Source organism: Mucilaginibacter roseus, from assembly GCF_021215455.1.
In the GTDB taxonomy this organism is placed as follows: Bacteria; Bacteroidota; Bacteroidia; order Sphingobacteriales; family Sphingobacteriaceae; genus Mucilaginibacter; species Mucilaginibacter roseus.
The window spans coordinates 236,012-254,230 of sequence record NZ_JAJPWV010000006.1; the positions used below are offsets into that span (position 1 = coordinate 236,012).

The window sequence follows — 18,219 nt, forward strand, 5'->3', positions numbered from 1 at the left end:
CTGTTAACCAGTAATTTAGCTACATTTTATTTAAAAACAGTAGTAAGCTTATTATCTGTATTGATATAGTCAATCAATATCTGGCCGGCTTCCACTTTTACAAAGTCCAGGTCTTCATTACGCGGCTTGGTTTGTCCCTTTTTAAGTGCCGGTAAGCCCATAGCTACACGGCGCTGGTTGGCGCGTTCAAAGTTGCGTTGCTCGTCGGCATCGCGTTCCTTTTTAAGCTTTTGCTCGTTCAGGGTAACGCTGGTTTCAGCTTCTGTCTTTTTAAACTCAGCAATATCTTCAAGCAGGTACTTATAGCTTGCGCTTTGTGCCATGCGTTGCTCATGTTGTTTTTTTAGCTGAGGTAATACCGTAGCAAAGTCGCCAACCTTGCTGTACTGGCTTTTCGCAATTACGTCATAGGGCAATGCTGAAGGCTCAGTATCCTCGCCATATTTATCTAACGGAATGATAGAAGGGAAGCTGATATCAGGCATTACACCTTTATGCTGGGTTGAGCCGCCGCTTATACGGTAAAACTTAGCTACGGTAAGGTTTAGCTGACCGAATTTATTCTGGCTGCCGGTACCTACCGTTTTTGTTTTACCTACAAGTGATGATATTTTTTCGCTCAAGGTGGTAGTGATCACTTTATCCAGGTTGATAGCGCTTTGTACAGTACCCTTACCGTAGGTTTGCGTACCCGCAATAATACCACGGCCGTAATCCTGAATGGCGCCGGCAAAAATCTCAGAAGCTGAGGCGCTGAAGCGGTCAACAGCTACCAGTAGCGGGCCGCTATAAGCAATATCCGGATCTTCGTCTTTATCAACCTCAATCTGGTTACGGGCATCTTTAACCTGTACTACCGGACCATCTTTAATAAACAAACCGGTAAGCTCAATAGCTTCGGTTAACGAGCCGCCGCCATTTTGGCGAAGGTCAATAACCACACCGTCAACCTTGGCTTGCTTCAGGCTGTCCAGTATCAGCTTAACATCACGGGTTGTACTTTTGTAGTTCGGGTTGCCTGAACGGTAGTCATCAAAATCAAGGTAAAATGCCGGGATGGAGATGATACCGATCTTGAAGTTTTTACCGTTTTGATTATATGTTTTAATCTCTTTTTTAGCCGACTGATCTTTCAGGATGATCTTTTCGCGCACCATTTCAACCACCTTAGGTTTGCTGCCCGCGGTTGCGCCTGCAGGTAAAATCTCCAAACGTACAACAGTACCTTTCGTGCCACGGATGATAGCTATGGCATTCTCTATCCGCCAGCCGATAATATTTTGAAACTCGCCTGTTTTGCCTTGAGCTATGCCAACAATACGGTCGTCAACGCTTATTTGCTTGCTTTTATCAGCCGGGCCGCCCGGAACAATGGTTTTTATAGTTACATACTCATTTTCTGACTGCAGTGAAGCACCTATACCCTGTACCGAACGCGACATTTCAATATTAAAATTAGCAGCGTTTGATGGCGTAAAGTAATTGGTGTGCGGGTCTACCGACTCCGTGAATGAATCCATAAATATCTGGAATACATCCGCATTTGACAGCTTGTTCGACTGTGAAAGCAGGTTTTGGTAGCGCTTGCGAAGCGTCTCCTTGTTTTTGGCCATATCCTTATTGGCCAGTTTAAGGTTAAGCAGATCATACTTTACACGGCCTGTCCATAACTTATCCAGTTCCTGTGCCGAGCTAACCCACGGTAGTTTTTCACGGTCGTAAGTAAAAGTTTCGTTGGTAGTGTAATCAAAATTATCGTTGATCTTTTTGATTGAGTAGTTAATGCGGTCGTTATAACGCTTTTGGTAAACGTTGAATATATAAAACACGTTAGCCAGGTTACCGGCTTTCATATCATCATCAAGCATCAGCCTGAATTTTTCAAATTCCTTAACATCCGACTCCAGCAGGTAATTGTGGTTACCGTCAAGCGCTTTTATGTAACGGTCAAATATCACCCCGGAGATTGAATCGTTCAGATCGATCTTTTTATAGTTGTATTTGGTAACCATCTCGGTTACGTTTTGTAACACAATGGATTGCTGCTCATCAGGCTGCAGATCATTTGAGCCGGGTACTTTTGTAGGTTTTGATGGAGAAGCCTGGCAAGAGAGCGCAGCGCCGATAACCAACACAGCATATAATTTCTTAAACATATCTTTTACCGTTTTTAGGTCGGGGTTTATAACCAACATCAATACTTGTGCCTTTGTAAATTAATAATGTAAAAAAAGACAGCCATCCGGGCTGTCCTGTCTCGTAAACTATTGAATAACAATAATACGATATTGTTTGATTTCTATTGTAATTGATGCCTGAAATTACCCTTTTGTTACAAAAAGCTTAATTTATTTTGATTTGGTTTCTGCCGCGGGCATATCGGCATATTTAAGTTCGGCTTTGGGTGCCGAGTTACTTACATTTTTTATGGATTGTATCTTTTTGTCAACTTCTGCCGACTCATTGCGCCAGCCACGTGCGTTGGCTATGCCACGCGCCTCAATCAGGTCTTCGCGGGCCAGGCTAACATCGCCCATGTCAATCTTCACTGATGCCAGCGAAATCAGGTTTAAAAAAGTGTGCCGGTCGTCATTCTGTAAACGGGATATTCGGTTGCTTTGTAAGAGAAACCATTTGGCTTCTGACAGGCGGTTGAGCTCCATATAAACCTTCGCCAGATCGCTGAAGTTATAGCTGGCGATATTATACTCGCGAAAGCGCATATTATGCTGAGCGCTTTTCATAAAGCGGTTTTCGGCCTGGGTAAGGTCGTAATAGCTGCGCAATTTAACCGGCTTAATGGGCACCGGTTTTACCTGCGACGAACCGAGTATATAGTTTTTATTGAAAACATAATTTTTAACAGGTGCTATCTGCGGGTAGCGTTTATGTTTTAACGGGCCGATACGCCACCACTGCGCCGAGGCAGAAAGACCGGTAAAACATAAAAAAAGAAATAAAAAATACTTCATGTACTGCTTTGTAGCGGATTTACAATGGTTTAAACTATCAAATATAAAACTAATTAGCAGATAAACAATAGCTTGCGCCTGTTACTCAAACACTTCAACTTCACCATCATGCAGGGCCCAAACCATATAGGGGTGGGTATCATCGTGGTAAATATCGCCATTGGCAGCAATGGCTATTATACCTGCGAACCCGTTATACGGCTTTAACTCGTCCAGGGTTTTGTCTGACGCTGCATGGAGCGTAAACCCATCGGTAACGCGGGTAACAATTTTAGCCGCAATGGCGCCGCTCACAATATCCTCGCCCACACCGGTGCACGATACCCCTGCAAAAGCATTGGCATAATTGCCCGCTGCCGTGGCCGAATCACTCACCCGGCCGGGTATTTCAAAACCCTTACCTCCGGTGGATGTTGCTGCCGCGATGTCGCCGTAAATATCAAGTGCCACGCAGCCTACGGTACCCAGACGAATAGAGTCGCTCAGTTTCTTCTCGTATTCCTTACGGCGTTGGGGTATTTCGGGGTTATGGTATTTAAAACCGTTTTCGCGGGCAAAATCAAGCGCGCCTTTGCCGCTGAGCACGCGGTCGTCATACGCCATCAGTTTCTCGGCTATACAAATCGGGTTTTTAACATCCTCAATATTAATAACACCTGAAAAACGCTGCGTTTTGCCATCCATCAGCGAAGCACTGAGGCGTATCTTACCATCGCTTTGGATCTGTGAGCCCGTGCCCGCGTTAAAAAGCTCACAATCTTCTAACAAACGCACGGTATACACAGCAGTTTCTAAAGCGTTATGGGTTTCCAGGTATTTGTAACCAGCCTGTACAATATCCCGCAAGGCAGCCTGTTTGGCCTGCTTAACCTCCTGGTTAGTTTGTGATTCGCTGAAGAACCCACCGTGAACGATCAATTTCATTTGTTGTTAACTGAGGTTTACTAATTGAATGAATTGCTCACATTTCATTCAGGTATTAACGCAAAAATATATGGTTTATGATTGGTATGACACCGCTTGCCATGGTGAGCCTGTCGAACCACTAAAAAAGTGACAGGCTTCACGTTCAATCCTTCGACAAGCTCAGGATGACACGCATAATTCACGTATTTATTTGCACATCTGCGTGTTTTCGCATCTGCACATCCAGCCTGTCATGGTGGGCCTGTCGAACCACCAAAAAGTGACAAGCCTCACGTTCAATCCTTCGACAAGCTCAGGATGTCATTTCTCATCCCTACTTACTCACTCTCACCATTCACCCCTCACCATTCTATTGCAAGTCATTAGTATCAGGCACTGTTAAAAATACACCTTCCTCTAACTTTACTGCTTTTTTAATCACCATTCGGTGCTGGTGTAACTCGTATTTATCAAAAATAGACATTACGTGCACCTTCAGGTTTTCGATAGATACCGGGCTTCCTATCTCCACATCGTAAATATTTGTCTCTACAATACTTTTGCCGTCCACCAGTATAATCAGTCCGGAGCCGATGGCTTCCATAACATTGCCTTCTGTTATCAGCAGGCCTGCGTCTTCACCCAAACCTATACCCAGTATGCCGGGGTTGCTGGCTACCGCGTAAAATAAACGCCCGATGCGGCCACGCTGCACAAAGTGCGTATCAACAATAACCCCGTCAATAAAACCTAAACCCGCGGTTATCTGCACCTCACCCTTTACCAGGGCCTCATTACTTTGCCCACGGTAGATCATGTGTGTAGATGCCGCTGCGGCACCGGCGGACGTTCCGGCTATAACAAAGTGCTCCTTTTGGTAGCGTTGCTTTAATATTTGCAAAAACTGGGTGCCGCCAAAAATAGCGGTAAGCCTAAGCTGGTCGCCACCGCTAAACATCACTACATCGGCCTTGCGTATACGGTCGAGATACTCCTCGTTCGCCGCATCTTCACGACTTTTAATGTGCAGTACATTTACATGCTCCACATTAAGCTGGTTGAATGATTTGATATACTCCTCGCCAACCAGTTCCGGTATTTGTGAGGCCGTGGTGATTACCTCTACCCTTGAGCCCTCGTGTTTGGCCGACTCGGTAATAATTCTGCGCAGAATGCCCTTTTCAAAAAACTTGATATAATCAGGTTGCAAAATATGTTCCTGGGCGCTAACGTTACTGCCCATATCAACTGCTCCGCCTATTATGATTAACTTTCCTTTCGGGACATCCATGCCTTTTACCTCCGTTTTTACACAAAGTAAGATAAAATAGCCCTAAATCAACGCTTTAAATTAAAATTAATACACTGATAAACATTAAAAACTTTACAGCGTTGATACGTTTCAGTAGATTTAGCACAAAACAATCAGCCTCGAAAATCATCCATGAAAATAGAAAATATACAGGTGTTACGCGGTCCGAACATCTGGAGCATCAGCCGAAAAAAACTTATACAAATGCGGCTCGATCTGGAAGACATGGAACACCGCCCTACCAACGCCATAGATGGCTTTTATGAGCGCATAAAAGCGCTTTTACCCTCTATGTATAATCACCGCTGCTCGCCCGGCGTACCGGGTGGTTTTTTTGAGCGCGTAATTGCCGGCACCTGGATGGGCCATGTAATTGAGCACATCGCCCTGGAGATACAAACTTTGGCCGGTATGTATACCGGGTTTGGCCGCACCCGGCAAACTAAAACCGCCGGTGTTTATAATGTAGTATTTAATTATGTTGAAGAAAAGGTTGGCATCTACGCCGCCGAAGCCGCCGTGCGTATTGCCGAGGCATTGATTGAAAGCCGGGAATACAACCTGGAAACCGACATTCAGAAAATGCGCGAAATACGCGAGCAAACCCGCCTGGGGCCAAGCACTGGCTCCATTGTTGAGGAAGCCATAAGCCGGGATATACCGTGGATCAGGCTCAACAACCAATCGTTGGTGCAGTTGGGCTATGGCAAAAACCAGGTACGAATACGCGCTACCATGACCGAGCATACCAGCAGCATCGCCGTTGATATTGCCAGCAATAAAGAGGAAACCAAGCGCTTGTTGCAGGAACAGGCCATTCCCGTTGCAAAGGGCATGACCATTGCCTCGGCAGATGAGGTGGATAAAGTGATCAGCCAGGTGGGTTTTCCGCTGGTGTTTAAACCGCTGAATGGCAATCATGGCCGGGGCATCAGCACCAATATTAAAACACGTGAGGATGCTATTGCGGCTTATGAGCACGCGGCAAAGATATCGCGCAGGGTAATTGTGGAGCGTTATGTAACCGGGTACGATTTCCGGGTGCTGGTTATTGATAATAAAATGGTAGCTGCCGCGCTGCGTGTACCGGCTCATGTTAAAGGGGATGGCACATTAACCATACAACAACTTATTGATAAGGAAAACAGCGACCCGCGCCGAGGCTACGGGCACGAAAATGTTCTCACCGAAATTACCGTTGACCGCGACACGCTCGACCTGCTCGAGAAAAAGAACTATACCTTAGATACTGTACCTGCTGATGGCGAACAGGTTTTCCTGAAATCGACCGCCAATTTGAGCACCGGCGGCACATCCATTGATGTTACCGACCATGTACACCCGCAAAACGTTTTTTATGCCGAGCGCATCAGCAAGATCATCGGCCTGGATATTTGCGGTATAGATATAATGGCCGAAAACCTCACCGAGCCGCTGCCTAACACCGGCGGCGTGGTATTGGAAGTTAATGCCGCGCCTGGTTTCAGGATGCACGTCGCCCCAAGCGAGGGCTTGCCGCGTAATGTTGCAGGGCATGTGCTGGACATGCTTTATCCGCAGGGAAAATCAGCACGTATACCTATTATAGCGGTTACCGGCACCAACGGTAAAACAACTACTACACGCCTGATTGCCCACATTGTTAAAAATAACCGCCGGCGTGTTGGTTACACCACCAGCGACGGTATCTATGTACAAAATACCCTTTTGGTAAAAGGCGATACCACCGGCCCGGTGAGCACCGAATTTATATTGAAAGACCCTACGGTCGACTTTGCTGTGCTGGAAACCGCGCGTGGCGGTATACTAAGGTCGGGCCTGGGCTTTACACGGTGTGATATCGGTGTAATTACCAACATACAGGAAGACCACCTCGGTATATCAGACATTCACGACCTGGACGATTTGACCCGCGTTAAAAGCGTGGTGATCAATTCGGTTAAAAAGGATGGCTGGGGTGTATTAAATGCCGATAACCCTTATTGTGTACGCATTGGTAAAAGGGCTGACTGCAACATCGCCTACTTTAGCCGCAGCGAGCATAATCCGGTAATTAAAGAGCATTGTAAACGCGGCGGAATTGCCTGCGTACACGAGAATGGCTTTATCACCATAATAAAAGGCGACTGGAAGATACGGGTTGAACGCACCATTGCCATCCCGCTAACCTTTGGCGGCACTGTGCCGTTTATGATTGATAACGTGATGGCGGCCACTTTAGCTACGTTTTTATGGGGCTTTAAAACGGAGGACATACGCATATCGCTAAGTACCTTTATACCATCAGCCATACAAACACCGGGGCGGATGAATATTTTCGATTTTAAGGATTTCCGCTTTATGGTTGACTTCGCGCACAATCCTGACGGGTACAACGGCGTGCGCGAGTTTTTATCACAAATAGACTCTCCGCATAAAATTGGCCTGATTGCCGGTACCGGTGACCGTCGCGATGAAGATATGCGTGAACTTGGCCGCATTGCCGCCTCCATGTTTGACCATATAGTGCTAAGACAGGAACATCACCTACGTGGCCGAACCAAAGAGAACATCACCGGGCTGATGATTGAGGGTATGCTGGAAGTAAAACCTGAAATAACATACGAGATCATTACCCACAAACCGGTTGAATCGATTGAGCATGTGATAAGCCTTGCCCAACCCGGCTCGTTCATCACCGTGCTAAGCGATGCAGTTGAAGGAGCGATAGGTATCGTTCAGCGCTTCCAGGAAAAGGAGAGGGATCAATCGATCAACGGGTGATATCTCCGTTAGTAAACGAGTCATTGCTTCATTATGATTCGCTATGACGGGTTTTAGTTTGTTTGTCATTTCGGGCGATAGCGAGAAATCTAACCGCGTTCATAGCAAGGCGGCAGATTACTCCCCGTACCTCGTTCGGAATGACAAATTTGTTTAGAAAGCAAAAGCACACCCTGTTTACACTAATCCCCCGGTAGCCGACGGTCATTGAAGTAACTGATATAATCACACCGTCCGGCCTCTTAATTTTCGGGTAGCAGGTGATTGCAATGCTTTTCAAATAATTAAATAGTTGGCAGTAGTGAACTGTGCTTTTACGAGCTTTACACTGAGATAAAGCCAATGCAATTATTATCGTTAGTCTGCTCTTGGGCGCAGGGTCCAGTTACTTTGTCTTAGACACAAAGTAACCAAAAGTCAAGCCGGAAAAAACCTTCAGCCGCACAGGCCATACTCCCTGCCCGGTTTTCCGGCAGGACTACGCGTTTTTTAAAATATCTTACCTATGCAAAAGCACAGTCTCGCGATAACCTTAGCAACCGGCATCAGGAATGCCCGGAGTAGCACAAGCTGCGCCAAAGCAAAACCTTTCACCGGGCAGGACGTAGCCGGCGATTTTTGTTTCTTTTGATCGCTCAAAAGAAATTTAGGACAGGTAGTGAAGATGCTTTATCAACCTTCCTTGCAAGTAGTTTGGTGGTTATCCTCTTGCTTTCTTTGGGCACGACAGATACCAATGCCATAGCATCATGGTGGCAACAGTGCGATAGGGCTTCCATTGTTCGGCTATCAGGGCAACAGCCTCTTTTGTAGTTTCCGGCGGGAGTTGCTTAATACGCTTCAGGGCGTTTACCGCGGCCAGGTCGCCGGATGGAAATACATCCGCGCGGTGCAAAACAAACATCAGGTAAACATCCACCGTCCAGTTGCCGATACCTTTAAGCGTGGTAAGGCAGTTGCGCACGGCATCATCGGGCATTGTGGCAATATGCTTCAGGTTGATCTCGCCGGTTAACATGGCTTCGGCCAGATAACGTACATATATGGTTTTTTGGCGACTAAAATAACAGGCTTTCAGCTCTTCATCTGTTAACAGCAATAACCGCGACGGCGTGATTTCCTGAATACGCTCACGCAATTTATTTAAGGCAGACAAAGCCGAGGCTAACGACACCTGCTGTTCCAGGATGATATGCACCAGCGTTTCAAACGTGTTTGGCCGGCTCCACATGGGCGGATAACCGTATGTATCGATCACCATTTTCAGGTCAGCATCCTTACCGGCAAGCTCATCGCAAAGGGCATGAAAGTTTGATCGGTCGAAGGTGTTCATCGGGATGGGGTAAATTTCTTGTAAACTGAGTCCTTGCTGAATTCTATTTTATTGTTTTTAATAGGAACAACCTTACTTTTAAAATAGCTATTAACATGAGGCGGTTTCAGCGTCATGACATAATGAGCCGGTAAATTACTCCCTTTAACAAAACGCCAAATAGGATATAATAAACTTTGATTACCATCATTAAAATACAATGTATCAAATCTTTCCGGCTCCATTTCAAAAGATTCAAAGCCTCCGTGAAATCGTGTAGCGATAAAGTTTTTGAAGTCCGGATCTCTTGAAATTTGAAAAATGCCAACATTAACACCACTCAATGATTTAAAAGTAAACTTAAAATTACCGGTGCTATTTGGCTGCTTAATTACAGTCCAATAATACGAAGTGTCAGTTATAGTATTTACACTATTTAGTAGTATTGAATCCGTACCTATTCTACTCCAAACTCCGGAAGCTGCAAAACGATGTGGTTCTCGTTCTTTTTTAGGTTGAAATGTTTCAAGGTCAAAATTATTCAGATTGAATTTTTCAAACTGAAAAGTAGAATCAGAGTTTAATTTAATGATGTCGTAGCTTGATCCTTTTAAATTATATAAACCTGTAATATCACGTTTGCTTTTGCATGCCATTAGCAACATAACAAATACAACCAAACAGCTAATTCGATACATATTATAACTTTCTAAATTCGCTTTCTTAATGGTTCGACAAGCTCACCATGACAAAACAGTTTATACCTATCCAACTATCCTGTCATCCTGAGCCTGTCGAAGGATCAATGTAATATTACTAACTTTTTTAGGATATACTCCATAGTTTTCTGATTTTTACGGTATGAACAATCTGCCGCCGCTGGCCGAGCGTATGCGCCCGGCAACTTTGGATGATTATGTGGGCCAAAAACATTTGGTTGGTCCCGGTGCTGTGCTGCGCAAGGCTATCGAGAGCGGTTCGCTGCCATCCATGATATTCTGGGGGCCGCCGGGGGTGGGTAAAACCACGCTGGCTTACATCATTTCGCAATCGCTGTACCGCCCGTTCTTTTCCTTGAGCGCCATTAATTCCGGCGTTAAGGATGTGCGCGAGGTGATCGAAAAGGCATCATTATTAAAAGAGCAGGGCGAAATACTGCCGGTACTGTTTATTGATGAGATACACCGTTTCTCTAAATCGCAGCAGGACTCACTGCTGGGCGCCGTGGAGCGTGGAATAGTTACGCTGATAGGCGCGACTACCGAAAATCCCTCATTCGAGGTAATCTCGGCGTTGCTATCACGATGCCAGGTATATATTTTGCAGCATCTGGCCGAGGCCGACCTGGTGAACCTGCTTGAAAAAGCCATGCAAGAAGATGTGGTGCTGAAAGAAAAACACATCACCATAAAGGAACATGAAGCACTGCTGCGCCTGAGCGGTGGTGATGCCCGCAAACTGCTGAACATTTTTGAGCTGCTGATTAATGCGTTTGACGGTGACCATATCGAGCTGGATAATGACGTAGTGCTTGAACACGTGCAGCAAAACATGGCGTTGTATGATAAGGCCGGTGAGCAACATTATGATATCATTTCGGCATTCATTAAATCCATGCGTGGCAGCGACCCCAATGGCGCCGTGTACTGGCTGGCCCGCATGATTGTTGGGGGTGAGGACCCGCTATTCATCGCCCGGCGTATGCTCATCCTGGCATCAGAGGATATTGGCAATGCCAACCCCAACGCCCTGCTGCTGGCGCAAAGCTGCTTTGAGGCGGTAAATAAGATCGGCATGCCTGAGTCGCAACTGATTCTCTCGCAAACGGCCATTTACCTGGCTACGTCACCAAAAAGTAACTCGGCCACTACAGCCATTGGCGAGGCCATAGCCCTGGTTAAGCAAACCGGCGACCTGCCTGTGCCCTTGCACCTGCGCAATGCGCCTACCAAGCTGATGAAGAACATCGGCTATGGCAAAAACTACAAGTACGCGCATAACTACGAGGGAAATTTTGCCGATCTGGACTTTTTGCCGGAAGCTATCAAGGGGCGCAAAATTTACCAGCCGGGCGTAAATGCTAAGGAAAACGAGATTAGGGAAAAACTGAAAAAACTTTGGGGCGATCGCTACAAATATTAACCATTACGTAATTTTTACTATTTTACAGCCAATTCCCCTATTGCTGCACGGCCTTGCCTTGCATGGCAAAAACTGATGCCGTTGTAACAATGGGGTAGTTTTATAATCTTAATCAAAACCTCTGTTAACGCAATGACCTCAACTTTCATCAGCCACGAATTAAAATCGTTTTGGCGGGCCAAGAATACCGGTAAAAATATCGCGGTAAGGGTAGTAATGGGCCTGTTAATACTTTATTTGTTAGTATGTATCCTGCTCATAGGCTTCGCACTCGACAAAGTACTTGAGGAGATTTACAAAAATCAGGATGTATTGGCACCCTTTTGCGGCATCCTGCTACTCTATTACTTATTTGATTTATTGTTGAGGCTGCAACTGCAGGAGCTACCCACCCTAAAAGTCCAACCTTATCTGCATCTGCCGGTAAAGCGCAATACCGTGGTTAAGTATTTATCGGCGGTATCCATGCTATCGTTTTTTAACCTTTGGCCATACCTGCTGTTTTCATTTTTTATATTCAAGGTTATCGCGCCTGATAGTGGGGTTGCCGCCTTGGCTTTTTTTGTAGCCATAACCGGATTCATGGTATTTAATAATTACCTGGCACTTTATATCAAACGCAAATCCAACTTAAACGGCTGGATATTTCTGGCCGTATCGGCAGTGCTTATCCTCATTAACCTGGGTGATTTTCTGTGGCATATTTATTCCATTAAAGATATTTCATACAGCTTTTTTGGCAGGTTGATGACAACACCGGCGCTGGCGCTGATACCGGTTGCTTTGGCGGCGGCGATGTTTTATATCAACTTTTTGTTCCTAAAAGCTAACCTTTACCTTGAGGATTTAAACTCCAACAAGGCATCATCCTATAAAAACAGCACAGACTACCCGATACTTAACCGCTTTGGCAGCGTAGGCGACCTGGTAGCTAATGAAGTTAAGTTGATCTTTCGCAATAAACGCCCTCGTTCGGCGCTCATTATGGGTTTGTTCTTCATGCTGTATGGCTTGTTCTTCTATCCTAACCCGGCGTTCAAAAACAATGAATCGTTCAAGGTATTCGTTGGCATGTTCATGACGGGTATTTTCATCATTAACTACGGCCAGTTCATGTTCAGCTGGCAGGCCTCGCACTTTGATGGTATACTGGTGAGCAAGGTTAAATTTACCGATTTTTTAAAGGCTAAATACCTGCTGTTTACAGGAGTATCTACCGTGGCATTTATCCTTACCATACCATACATATATTTTGGCTGGCGTGTTGTGTTGATCCACTTTGTAATGTACCTGTGGAACCTTGGTGTAAATACCACCATTATATTATACTTTGCCAACCGCAACCACAGGCGTATTGACCTGAGTAAGGGTGCGTCCTTTAACTGGGAAGGCGTTGGCGCTACGCAACTGCTGGTATCTATTCCGTTACTGGTAACGCCGTTTGTACTTTATGCACCGCTAAAATACTTTGTGAATAGCGATGTAGCATTGGCAGTGCTTGCTGCCGTTGGTGTTATATGTATCGCATTACGCCCGTTCTGGATTAAAAAACTGGAACAGGACTTTATAGAAAAGAAATTCCAAATAGCCGAAGGCTTCAGAGCAAAATAAATCATGATTGAAGTAAAAGATATTGTAAAGGTATATGCCGGCAAGGCCGTTGTAAATGTACCTCATCTTGAAATTAAGGCAGGCGAGAGCATTGGCCTGGTAGGCAATAACGGCGCTGGCAAAACCACGCTGTTCCGCATGGTGCTTGATCTGATCCGTGCAGATAAGGGTGAGATCCTATCAAAAGGAGAGCCTGTTGCGGGGCACGAAAACTGGAAGAACTATACCGCCGCTTACCTTGATGAAGGCTTTTTGATTGATTACCTGACGCCTGAAGAATACCTATACTTTATTGGCGGCCTGCACGGGCAGACCAAGGCGCACGTTGACGATTTTTTGACCACGCTTGCGGAGTTTTTTAACGGCGAGATACTGAAACGCGGTAAATACATCCGCGATCTATCCAAAGGTAACCAGGCAAAAGTAGGTATTGCCGCTTGCCTGCTGCAAAAACCGGAGTTGCTGATGCTGGACGAACCCTTTGCGAATATTGACCCATCTACACAAATCAGGCTGAAAAATATTTTGAAAGAACTGGGCAGCCAGCGTGGGGTTACCACCATTGTATCAAGCCATGACCTAAACCACATTACGGACGTAAGCGACCGTATTATTTTGATGGAAAAGGGCGTTGTTATAAAAGACATCGCCACCAGTTCGTCAACCCTGGCTGAACTGGAAGACTATTTCGCGGTGGGCCAAAGTTTATAAACGATGTACACAATACGCAAAGCTAACGTAGATGATGCGGCTACCATTGTTCAATTGGCTAATGACACCTGGTGGCCAACTTATTCGCCTATTTTAGCAAAAGAGCAGATTGAATACATGTTGGGGGTTATTTATGCGCCGGAGGTAATTGAACGGCAGGTTGAAACAGGCGAACAAACCTTTTTGCTTTTACTGGAGGATGATCAGCCGGTGGGATTTGCCGCTTACTCGCAGCGGGAAGATAACTACGAAGTATACAAGTTGCATAAACTATACTGCTTGCCTGCCATGCAGGGCAAAGGCTATGGCAAGGCGCTGATAAACGAAGTAGTTACGCAGGTTAAAGCCACCGGAGCTGACAAACTCGACCTCAACGTTAACCGCTATAACAAAGCCAAAGGCATGTACGAAAAGATGGGATTTGAGGTGATATACGAGGAAGATATACCCATCGGGCCATATTTTATGAATGACTATGTTATGCGGAAGGAGCTATAGTTAATAGCTGTCGGATTTATGTCAGCTTTTATTTAACGTGATAGATATCTCTCCTCCTTTTTATGGGGATGCAATGCTGATTTCTAATCCCAAACGCTGTTGTTGGCGGTAAGTATAACCGGTTCGCCGCCGGTTACCAGGATAGTGTGTTCATGCTGGGCTACAAAACCACCCTTATTGCCTATCAATGTCCAGCCGTCGCTTTGGGTTTCGGCTATGGTTGATGCGGTTGATATAAAAGTTTCAATGGCAACTGTTGAGTTCTTCTTAAAACGGGTTATGTTAAAACGGTCGCGGTAGTTGGCTATCTCGTGTGGTTCTTCGTGCAGGCTCCGGCCTACGCCGTGGCCGGTCAGGTTTTTTATAACGGTGTAGCCCGCTTTTTTAGCTTCGGTTTCTATCAGTAAACCAATGTCGGCTATTTTAACACCGCCCTTTATTTGTGATATGGCTTTTTTCAGGATCGCCTTTGAGGCATCCACCAGTTTTTGATGACCGTGAATATCTTCACCAACCACAAATGAACAGCCATTATCAGCCCAAAAACCATTCATCTCTGCTGAAACATCGATGTTGATCAAGTCGCCGCTTAGAATAACCTTTTCGCCGGGGATGCCGTGCGCTACCTCACCATTTAAGCTGATGCAGGTATAGCCCGGAAACTTATAAGTTAAATAAGGTGCTGAACGTGCGCCGTAGCTTTCCAGTATTTGATTGCCTAACTCATCCAACTCTTTAGTGGTGATACCAGGTACAGCAGCTTCGCGTATTTTCTTTAGCGTGATGGCACATACCTCGCTGATGGCTTTCATTCCGGCTAATTCTTCTTCGGTTGTAATAGACATAGTTTAAAATAGCTAAGGGATGCTGCGTTAAAATAAACAACACATCCCCGATGTAAAATTAGGAAGATAGGGCTAAATAATTATTAAAACCGCTCCTTTAAATATTCCCCGGTGTAAGAGTTTTTCTCCTTAACCAGATCTTCGGGCAGCCCTTCAAATACCACATTGCCGCCACGGTTGCCGCCTTCAGGGCCAATATCTATCACCCAGTCGGCACATTTGATCACGTCCATATTGTGTTCTATCACGATGATGGTATTACCATGCTCCAATAGTGCGTCGAATGATTTTAACAGCTTTTTGATGTCAGCAAAGTGCAGACCTGTAGTTGGCTCATCAAATATAAACAGAGTTTTATTGGTATTGTTACCCTTAACCAGGAACGATGCCAGCTTGATACGCTGTGCTTCGCCGCCTGACAACGTGTTGGATGATTGTCCTAACTGTACATAACCCAAACCAACATCAACCAGCGGTTTTATTTTGTTAATGATCTTGGTTTCCTTGGCAAAGAATTCCAGCGCCTCATCAATGGTCAGGTTGAGTACTTCGGCTACATTCTTTTCGTTATAGGTAACGTCCAGTATATGTTGCTTAAAGCGGTTGCCATTGCAGGCTTCGCAGGTCAGAAATATGTCGGCCATAAACTGCATCTCAATCTTTACCTCGCCTTCGCCCTGGCAAACATCGCAGCGGCCACCCTCAACGTTAAAGGAAAATGCCGAAGGTTTTAAACCACCCGCTTTAGCTGCTGGTTGTGCCGCGTAAAGGTTACGTATCTCATCCCAGGCCTTAACGTAGGTAACCGGATTTGAGCGTGACGAGCGACCTATCGGGTTTTGGTCAACCAATTCAATCTGCTCAATTTTGTTGTAATCGCCCTCAATGGCATCATAGGCACCGGTTTGTTCGCCGCTGTAGTTACCTAAAGTTTTTTGCAGGGCAGGGTGCAATATGCGTTTTACCAAACTGGTTTTACCCGAGCCCGATACACCGGTAACCACTGTTAATACCCCCAACGGGAATTTGGCCGTAACGTGCTTCAGGTTATTCTCTCTTGCGCCTTTAATGGTAATATAGTCGTTCCATTTACGGCGATGGGCAGGTATGGCAATTTCTTCACGGCCGCTCAGGTATTTGCCGGTGAGGCTTTTTTCATCCTTAATTATTTCGCCGTAATTGCCGCTAAAAACCAGGTTGCCGCCATGTGTTCCTGCTTCAGGGCCAATATCAATGATATGGTCGGCGGCTTTCATTACCTCCTCCTCGTGCTCAACAACCAATACGGTGTTGCCCACATCGCGCAGAGATTTGAGTACGCCGATCAGCCGGTTAGTATCACGCGGGTGCAGGCCAATGCTTGGTTCATCCAGTACATAAACTGAACCCACCAAGCTGCTACCCAGCGAGGTAGCCAGGTTTATACGCTGCGACTCGCCGCCCGAAAGCGTGTTAGACAAACGGTTAAGGGTTAGATAGCTCAGGCCTACATCGTTCAAAAAATTCAAGCGGTTGGTGATCTCGGTAAGCAAACGACGGCCAATGGTTTCGTCGTGCTCAGATAGCTTCAGATTTTTAAAGAAATCATAAGCCGTATCCAATGGCATTAGTACAATATCAGTGATAGATTTACCATCAATCTTAACATACGAGGCATCCTGGCGTAAACGGCTGCCCTTACACTCGGGGCATGTTGTTTTGCCACGGTAGCGCGATAGCAGCACGCGGTATTGTATCTTATACGTTTGCTCTTCCAGTTCCTTAAAAAAGGCGTCAAGCCCCTGGAAATAGCTGTTGCCTTTCCAAAGCAGTTGCTGCTGCTCGGGTGTTAACTGGTTATATTGTCGATGTATTGGGAAATCAAATTTAATTGCACTCTTCACCAAACGGTCGTTCCACTCGCGCATCTTTTCGCCGCGCCATGGGGCAATGGCGCCTTCGTAAACGGTCTTGCTTTTATCGGGGATAACCAGATCCTCGTCAATACCGATCACCTTGCCGTAGCCTTCGCATTTTTTGCAGGCGCCGTACGGGTTGTTAAAGCTGAAAAAGTTTGGCGAGGGCTCCTCAAAGCGCATTCCGTCCAGCTCAAAGCGGTCGCAAAAAAAGCGTTCCTGCTCGGCATCTTCATCCGGCTGTTGCCAGCGTACAAAACAATCGCCCTTGCCCTCGAAAAATGCGGTTTGTATGCTGTCGCCCAAACGGCTTACCGTTTCTTCTTCGGCATTTTTGGTTACGCGGTCAATTACAATGCGTACCTCAAAGGTTGCCGGTTCCGGTTCTTCCTTTTTGGCTTTGCTCTTCTTGGGCTTGGCATCAATTTCTTTATCAGCCGCGATAGATTCATCTTCAAGCAAGGCCTCAATGCGGGCTAATTTGCCGTTATACTCCACCCGTACAAAACCCTTTTGCAGCAGTACGGCAAGTTCTTCTTTAAGGCTGCGGTTATTATGAGGATGCAGCGGGGCTAAAATGGTTACCTGTGTATCATCGGCCAATGCCATAATAAAATTGATCACATCGGTAACGCTATCTTTCTTAACAATCTGCCCTGATACCGGCGAATAGGTTTTGCCGATGCGCGAAAATAGCAGTTTCAGGTAATCGTATATCTCGGTTGATGTACCCACGGTTGAGCGTGGGTTGGAGGTGATCACCTTCTGCTCAATGGCGATAGCCGGGGCTATGCCTTTAATATAGTCCACATCGGGCTTGTTCATGCGGCCCAAAAACTGGCGGGCGTATGATGAAAGGCTTTCTACATACCGGCGCTGCCCTTCGGCATACAGCGTATCAAACGCGAGCGACGATTTGCCCGACCCCGACATACCCGTAACTACTACCAGTTTGTTTTTGGGGATGGCAACGTCGATGTTTTTGAGATTGTGCACGCGGGCACCTTTTATGATGATATTTTGTTGAGCGTCTTTTTCGGCTTCGTTTATCATTAGCAGCTTATGGTCAATGGTCCATAGTCAATGGTGAAGATATGGCATAAACTATGGTCTATGGTCTATCAGCTATCGACTAAAGTAAGAAAGTGCAAAAATCCTAAAATGTTTAGCAAAAAGCAAATCATTTCATGTAGGCTAATGTCATTTAAACTATCGTCGCTTTCAGGAGTTTGTTTTGAAATTAATATAAACA

13 protein-coding genes are annotated in these 18,219 nt (G+C 45.7%); 5 read left to right on the plus strand and 8 right to left on the minus strand.

Features of this window, described 5'->3' with window-relative positions; all coding sequences use genetic code 11:
• Nucleotides 1-26: 26 nt before the first annotated feature.
• The 4 genes from LT679_RS17710 to LT679_RS17725 form a co-directional block, all read right to left on the minus strand.
• Nucleotides 27-2,156, minus strand: coding sequence for a carboxy terminal-processing peptidase (locus tag LT679_RS17710; protein ID WP_232179005.1), 2,130 nt, complete (start codon nt 2,154-2,156; stop codon nt 27-29).
• Between the two features lie 192 nt (nt 2,157-2,348).
• On the minus strand, nt 2,349-2,972 hold the full coding sequence (locus LT679_RS17715) for a hypothetical protein (RefSeq protein WP_232179006.1): 624 nt from the start codon (nt 2,970-2,972) through the stop codon (nt 2,349-2,351).
• 81 nt (nt 2,973-3,053) lie between these two features.
• Nucleotides 3,054-3,896, minus strand: coding sequence for an isoaspartyl peptidase/L-asparaginase (locus LT679_RS17720; RefSeq protein WP_232179007.1), 843 nt, complete (start codon nt 3,894-3,896; stop codon nt 3,054-3,056).
• A gap of 352 nt (nt 3,897-4,248) precedes the next feature.
• Nucleotides 4,249-5,169: a cyanophycinase gene (locus LT679_RS17725; protein WP_232179008.1), complete on the minus strand. Its 921-nt coding sequence runs from the start codon at nt 5,167-5,169 to the stop codon at nt 4,249-4,251.
• A gap of 153 nt (nt 5,170-5,322) precedes the next feature.
• On the opposite strand from LT679_RS17725, the gene cphA reads away from it, so the two are divergent.
• A complete protein-coding gene (gene cphA, locus LT679_RS17730) occupies nt 5,323-7,953 on the plus strand; it encodes a cyanophycin synthetase (protein ID WP_232179009.1) in 2,631 nt (876 codons plus the stop codon).
• Nucleotides 7,954-8,653: 700 nt separating this feature from the next.
• On the opposite strand, the gene LT679_RS17735 is transcribed toward cphA, so the two are convergent.
• Nucleotides 8,654-9,286 carry a DNA-3-methyladenine glycosylase family protein gene (locus LT679_RS17735; RefSeq protein WP_232179010.1) on the minus strand — a complete coding sequence of 211 codons (633 nt, stop codon included), beginning with the start codon at nt 9,284-9,286 and terminating at the stop codon, nt 8,654-8,656.
• The gene (locus LT679_RS17740) at nt 9,283-9,921 is read right to left on the minus strand and encodes a hypothetical protein (protein ID WP_232179011.1); all 639 of its coding nucleotides are present in this window, start codon (nt 9,919-9,921) and stop codon (nt 9,283-9,285) included. The genes LT679_RS17735 and LT679_RS17740 overlap by 4 nt, the downstream gene beginning before the upstream one ends.
• Before the next feature lie 205 nt (nt 9,922-10,126).
• Here LT679_RS17740 and LT679_RS17745 point away from each other — a divergent pair, with 205 nt between their 5' ends.
• From LT679_RS17745 to LT679_RS17760, 4 genes are all read left to right on the plus strand, one after another.
• A complete protein-coding gene (locus tag LT679_RS17745; RefSeq protein WP_232179012.1) occupies nt 10,127-11,407 on the plus strand; it encodes a replication-associated recombination protein A in 1,281 nt (426 codons plus the stop codon).
• A gap of 132 nt (nt 11,408-11,539) precedes the next feature.
• Complete coding sequence (locus LT679_RS17750) at nt 11,540-13,018, plus strand: DUF5687 family protein (protein WP_232179013.1); 1,479 nt, start codon at nt 11,540-11,542, stop codon at nt 13,016-13,018.
• 3 nt (nt 13,019-13,021) lie between these two features.
• The gene (locus tag LT679_RS17755; RefSeq protein WP_232179014.1) at nt 13,022-13,729 is read left to right on the plus strand and encodes an ABC transporter ATP-binding protein; all 708 of its coding nucleotides are present in this window, start codon (nt 13,022-13,024) and stop codon (nt 13,727-13,729) included.
• A 3-nt stretch (nt 13,730-13,732) separates the two neighbouring features.
• The gene (locus tag LT679_RS17760) at nt 13,733-14,227 is read left to right on the plus strand and encodes a GNAT family N-acetyltransferase (RefSeq protein WP_232179015.1); all 495 of its coding nucleotides are present in this window, start codon (nt 13,733-13,735) and stop codon (nt 14,225-14,227) included.
• A gap of 83 nt (nt 14,228-14,310) precedes the next feature.
• On the opposite strand, the gene map is transcribed toward LT679_RS17760, so the two are convergent.
• The gene (map, locus tag LT679_RS17765; RefSeq protein ID WP_232179016.1) at nt 14,311-15,072 is read right to left on the minus strand and encodes a type I methionyl aminopeptidase; all 762 of its coding nucleotides are present in this window, start codon (nt 15,070-15,072) and stop codon (nt 14,311-14,313) included.
• Between the two features lie 83 nt (nt 15,073-15,155).
• Entirely contained in the window at nt 15,156-18,020 is a 2,865-nt protein-coding gene (gene uvrA, locus LT679_RS17770) for an excinuclease ABC subunit UvrA (RefSeq protein WP_232179017.1), read from the minus strand.
• Nucleotides 18,021-18,219 lie beyond the last annotated feature (199 nt).

Excerpts from the sequence above, each read along its gene's own strand:
- LT679_RS17745 (WP_232179012.1), top strand. The coding sequence starts at position 10,127 with ATGAACAATCTGCCGCCGCTGGCCGAGCGTATGCGCCCGGCAACTTTG.
- LT679_RS17750 (WP_232179013.1), top strand. The coding sequence starts at position 11,540 with ATGACCTCAACTTTCATCAGCCACGAATTAAAATCGTTTTGGCGGGCC.
- uvrA (WP_232179017.1), bottom strand. The coding sequence starts at position 18,020 with ATGATAAACGAAGCCGAAAAAGACGCTCAACAAAATATCATCATAAAA.
- LT679_RS17755 (WP_232179014.1), top strand. The coding sequence starts at position 13,022 with ATGATTGAAGTAAAAGATATTGTAAAGGTATATGCCGGCAAGGCCGTT.
- LT679_RS17735 (WP_232179010.1), bottom strand. The coding sequence starts at position 9,286 with ATGAACACCTTCGACCGATCAAACTTTCATGCCCTTTGCGATGAGCTT.
- LT679_RS17715 (WP_232179006.1), bottom strand. The coding sequence starts at position 2,972 with ATGAAGTATTTTTTATTTCTTTTTTTATGTTTTACCGGTCTTTCTGCC.
- cphA (WP_232179009.1), top strand. The coding sequence starts at position 5,323 with ATGAAAATAGAAAATATACAGGTGTTACGCGGTCCGAACATCTGGAGC.
- map (WP_232179016.1), bottom strand. The coding sequence starts at position 15,072 with ATGTCTATTACAACCGAAGAAGAATTAGCCGGAATGAAAGCCATCAGC.
- LT679_RS17720 (WP_232179007.1), bottom strand. The coding sequence starts at position 3,896 with ATGAAATTGATCGTTCACGGTGGGTTCTTCAGCGAATCACAAACTAAC.
- LT679_RS17760 (WP_232179015.1), top strand. The coding sequence starts at position 13,733 with ATGTACACAATACGCAAAGCTAACGTAGATGATGCGGCTACCATTGTT.
- LT679_RS17740 (WP_232179011.1), bottom strand. The coding sequence starts at position 9,921 with ATGGCATGCAAAAGCAAACGTGATATTACAGGTTTATATAATTTAAAA.
- LT679_RS17725 (WP_232179008.1), bottom strand. The coding sequence starts at position 5,169 with ATGGATGTCCCGAAAGGAAAGTTAATCATAATAGGCGGAGCAGTTGAT.
- LT679_RS17710 (WP_232179005.1), bottom strand. The coding sequence starts at position 2,156 with ATGTTTAAGAAATTATATGCTGTGTTGGTTATCGGCGCTGCGCTCTCT.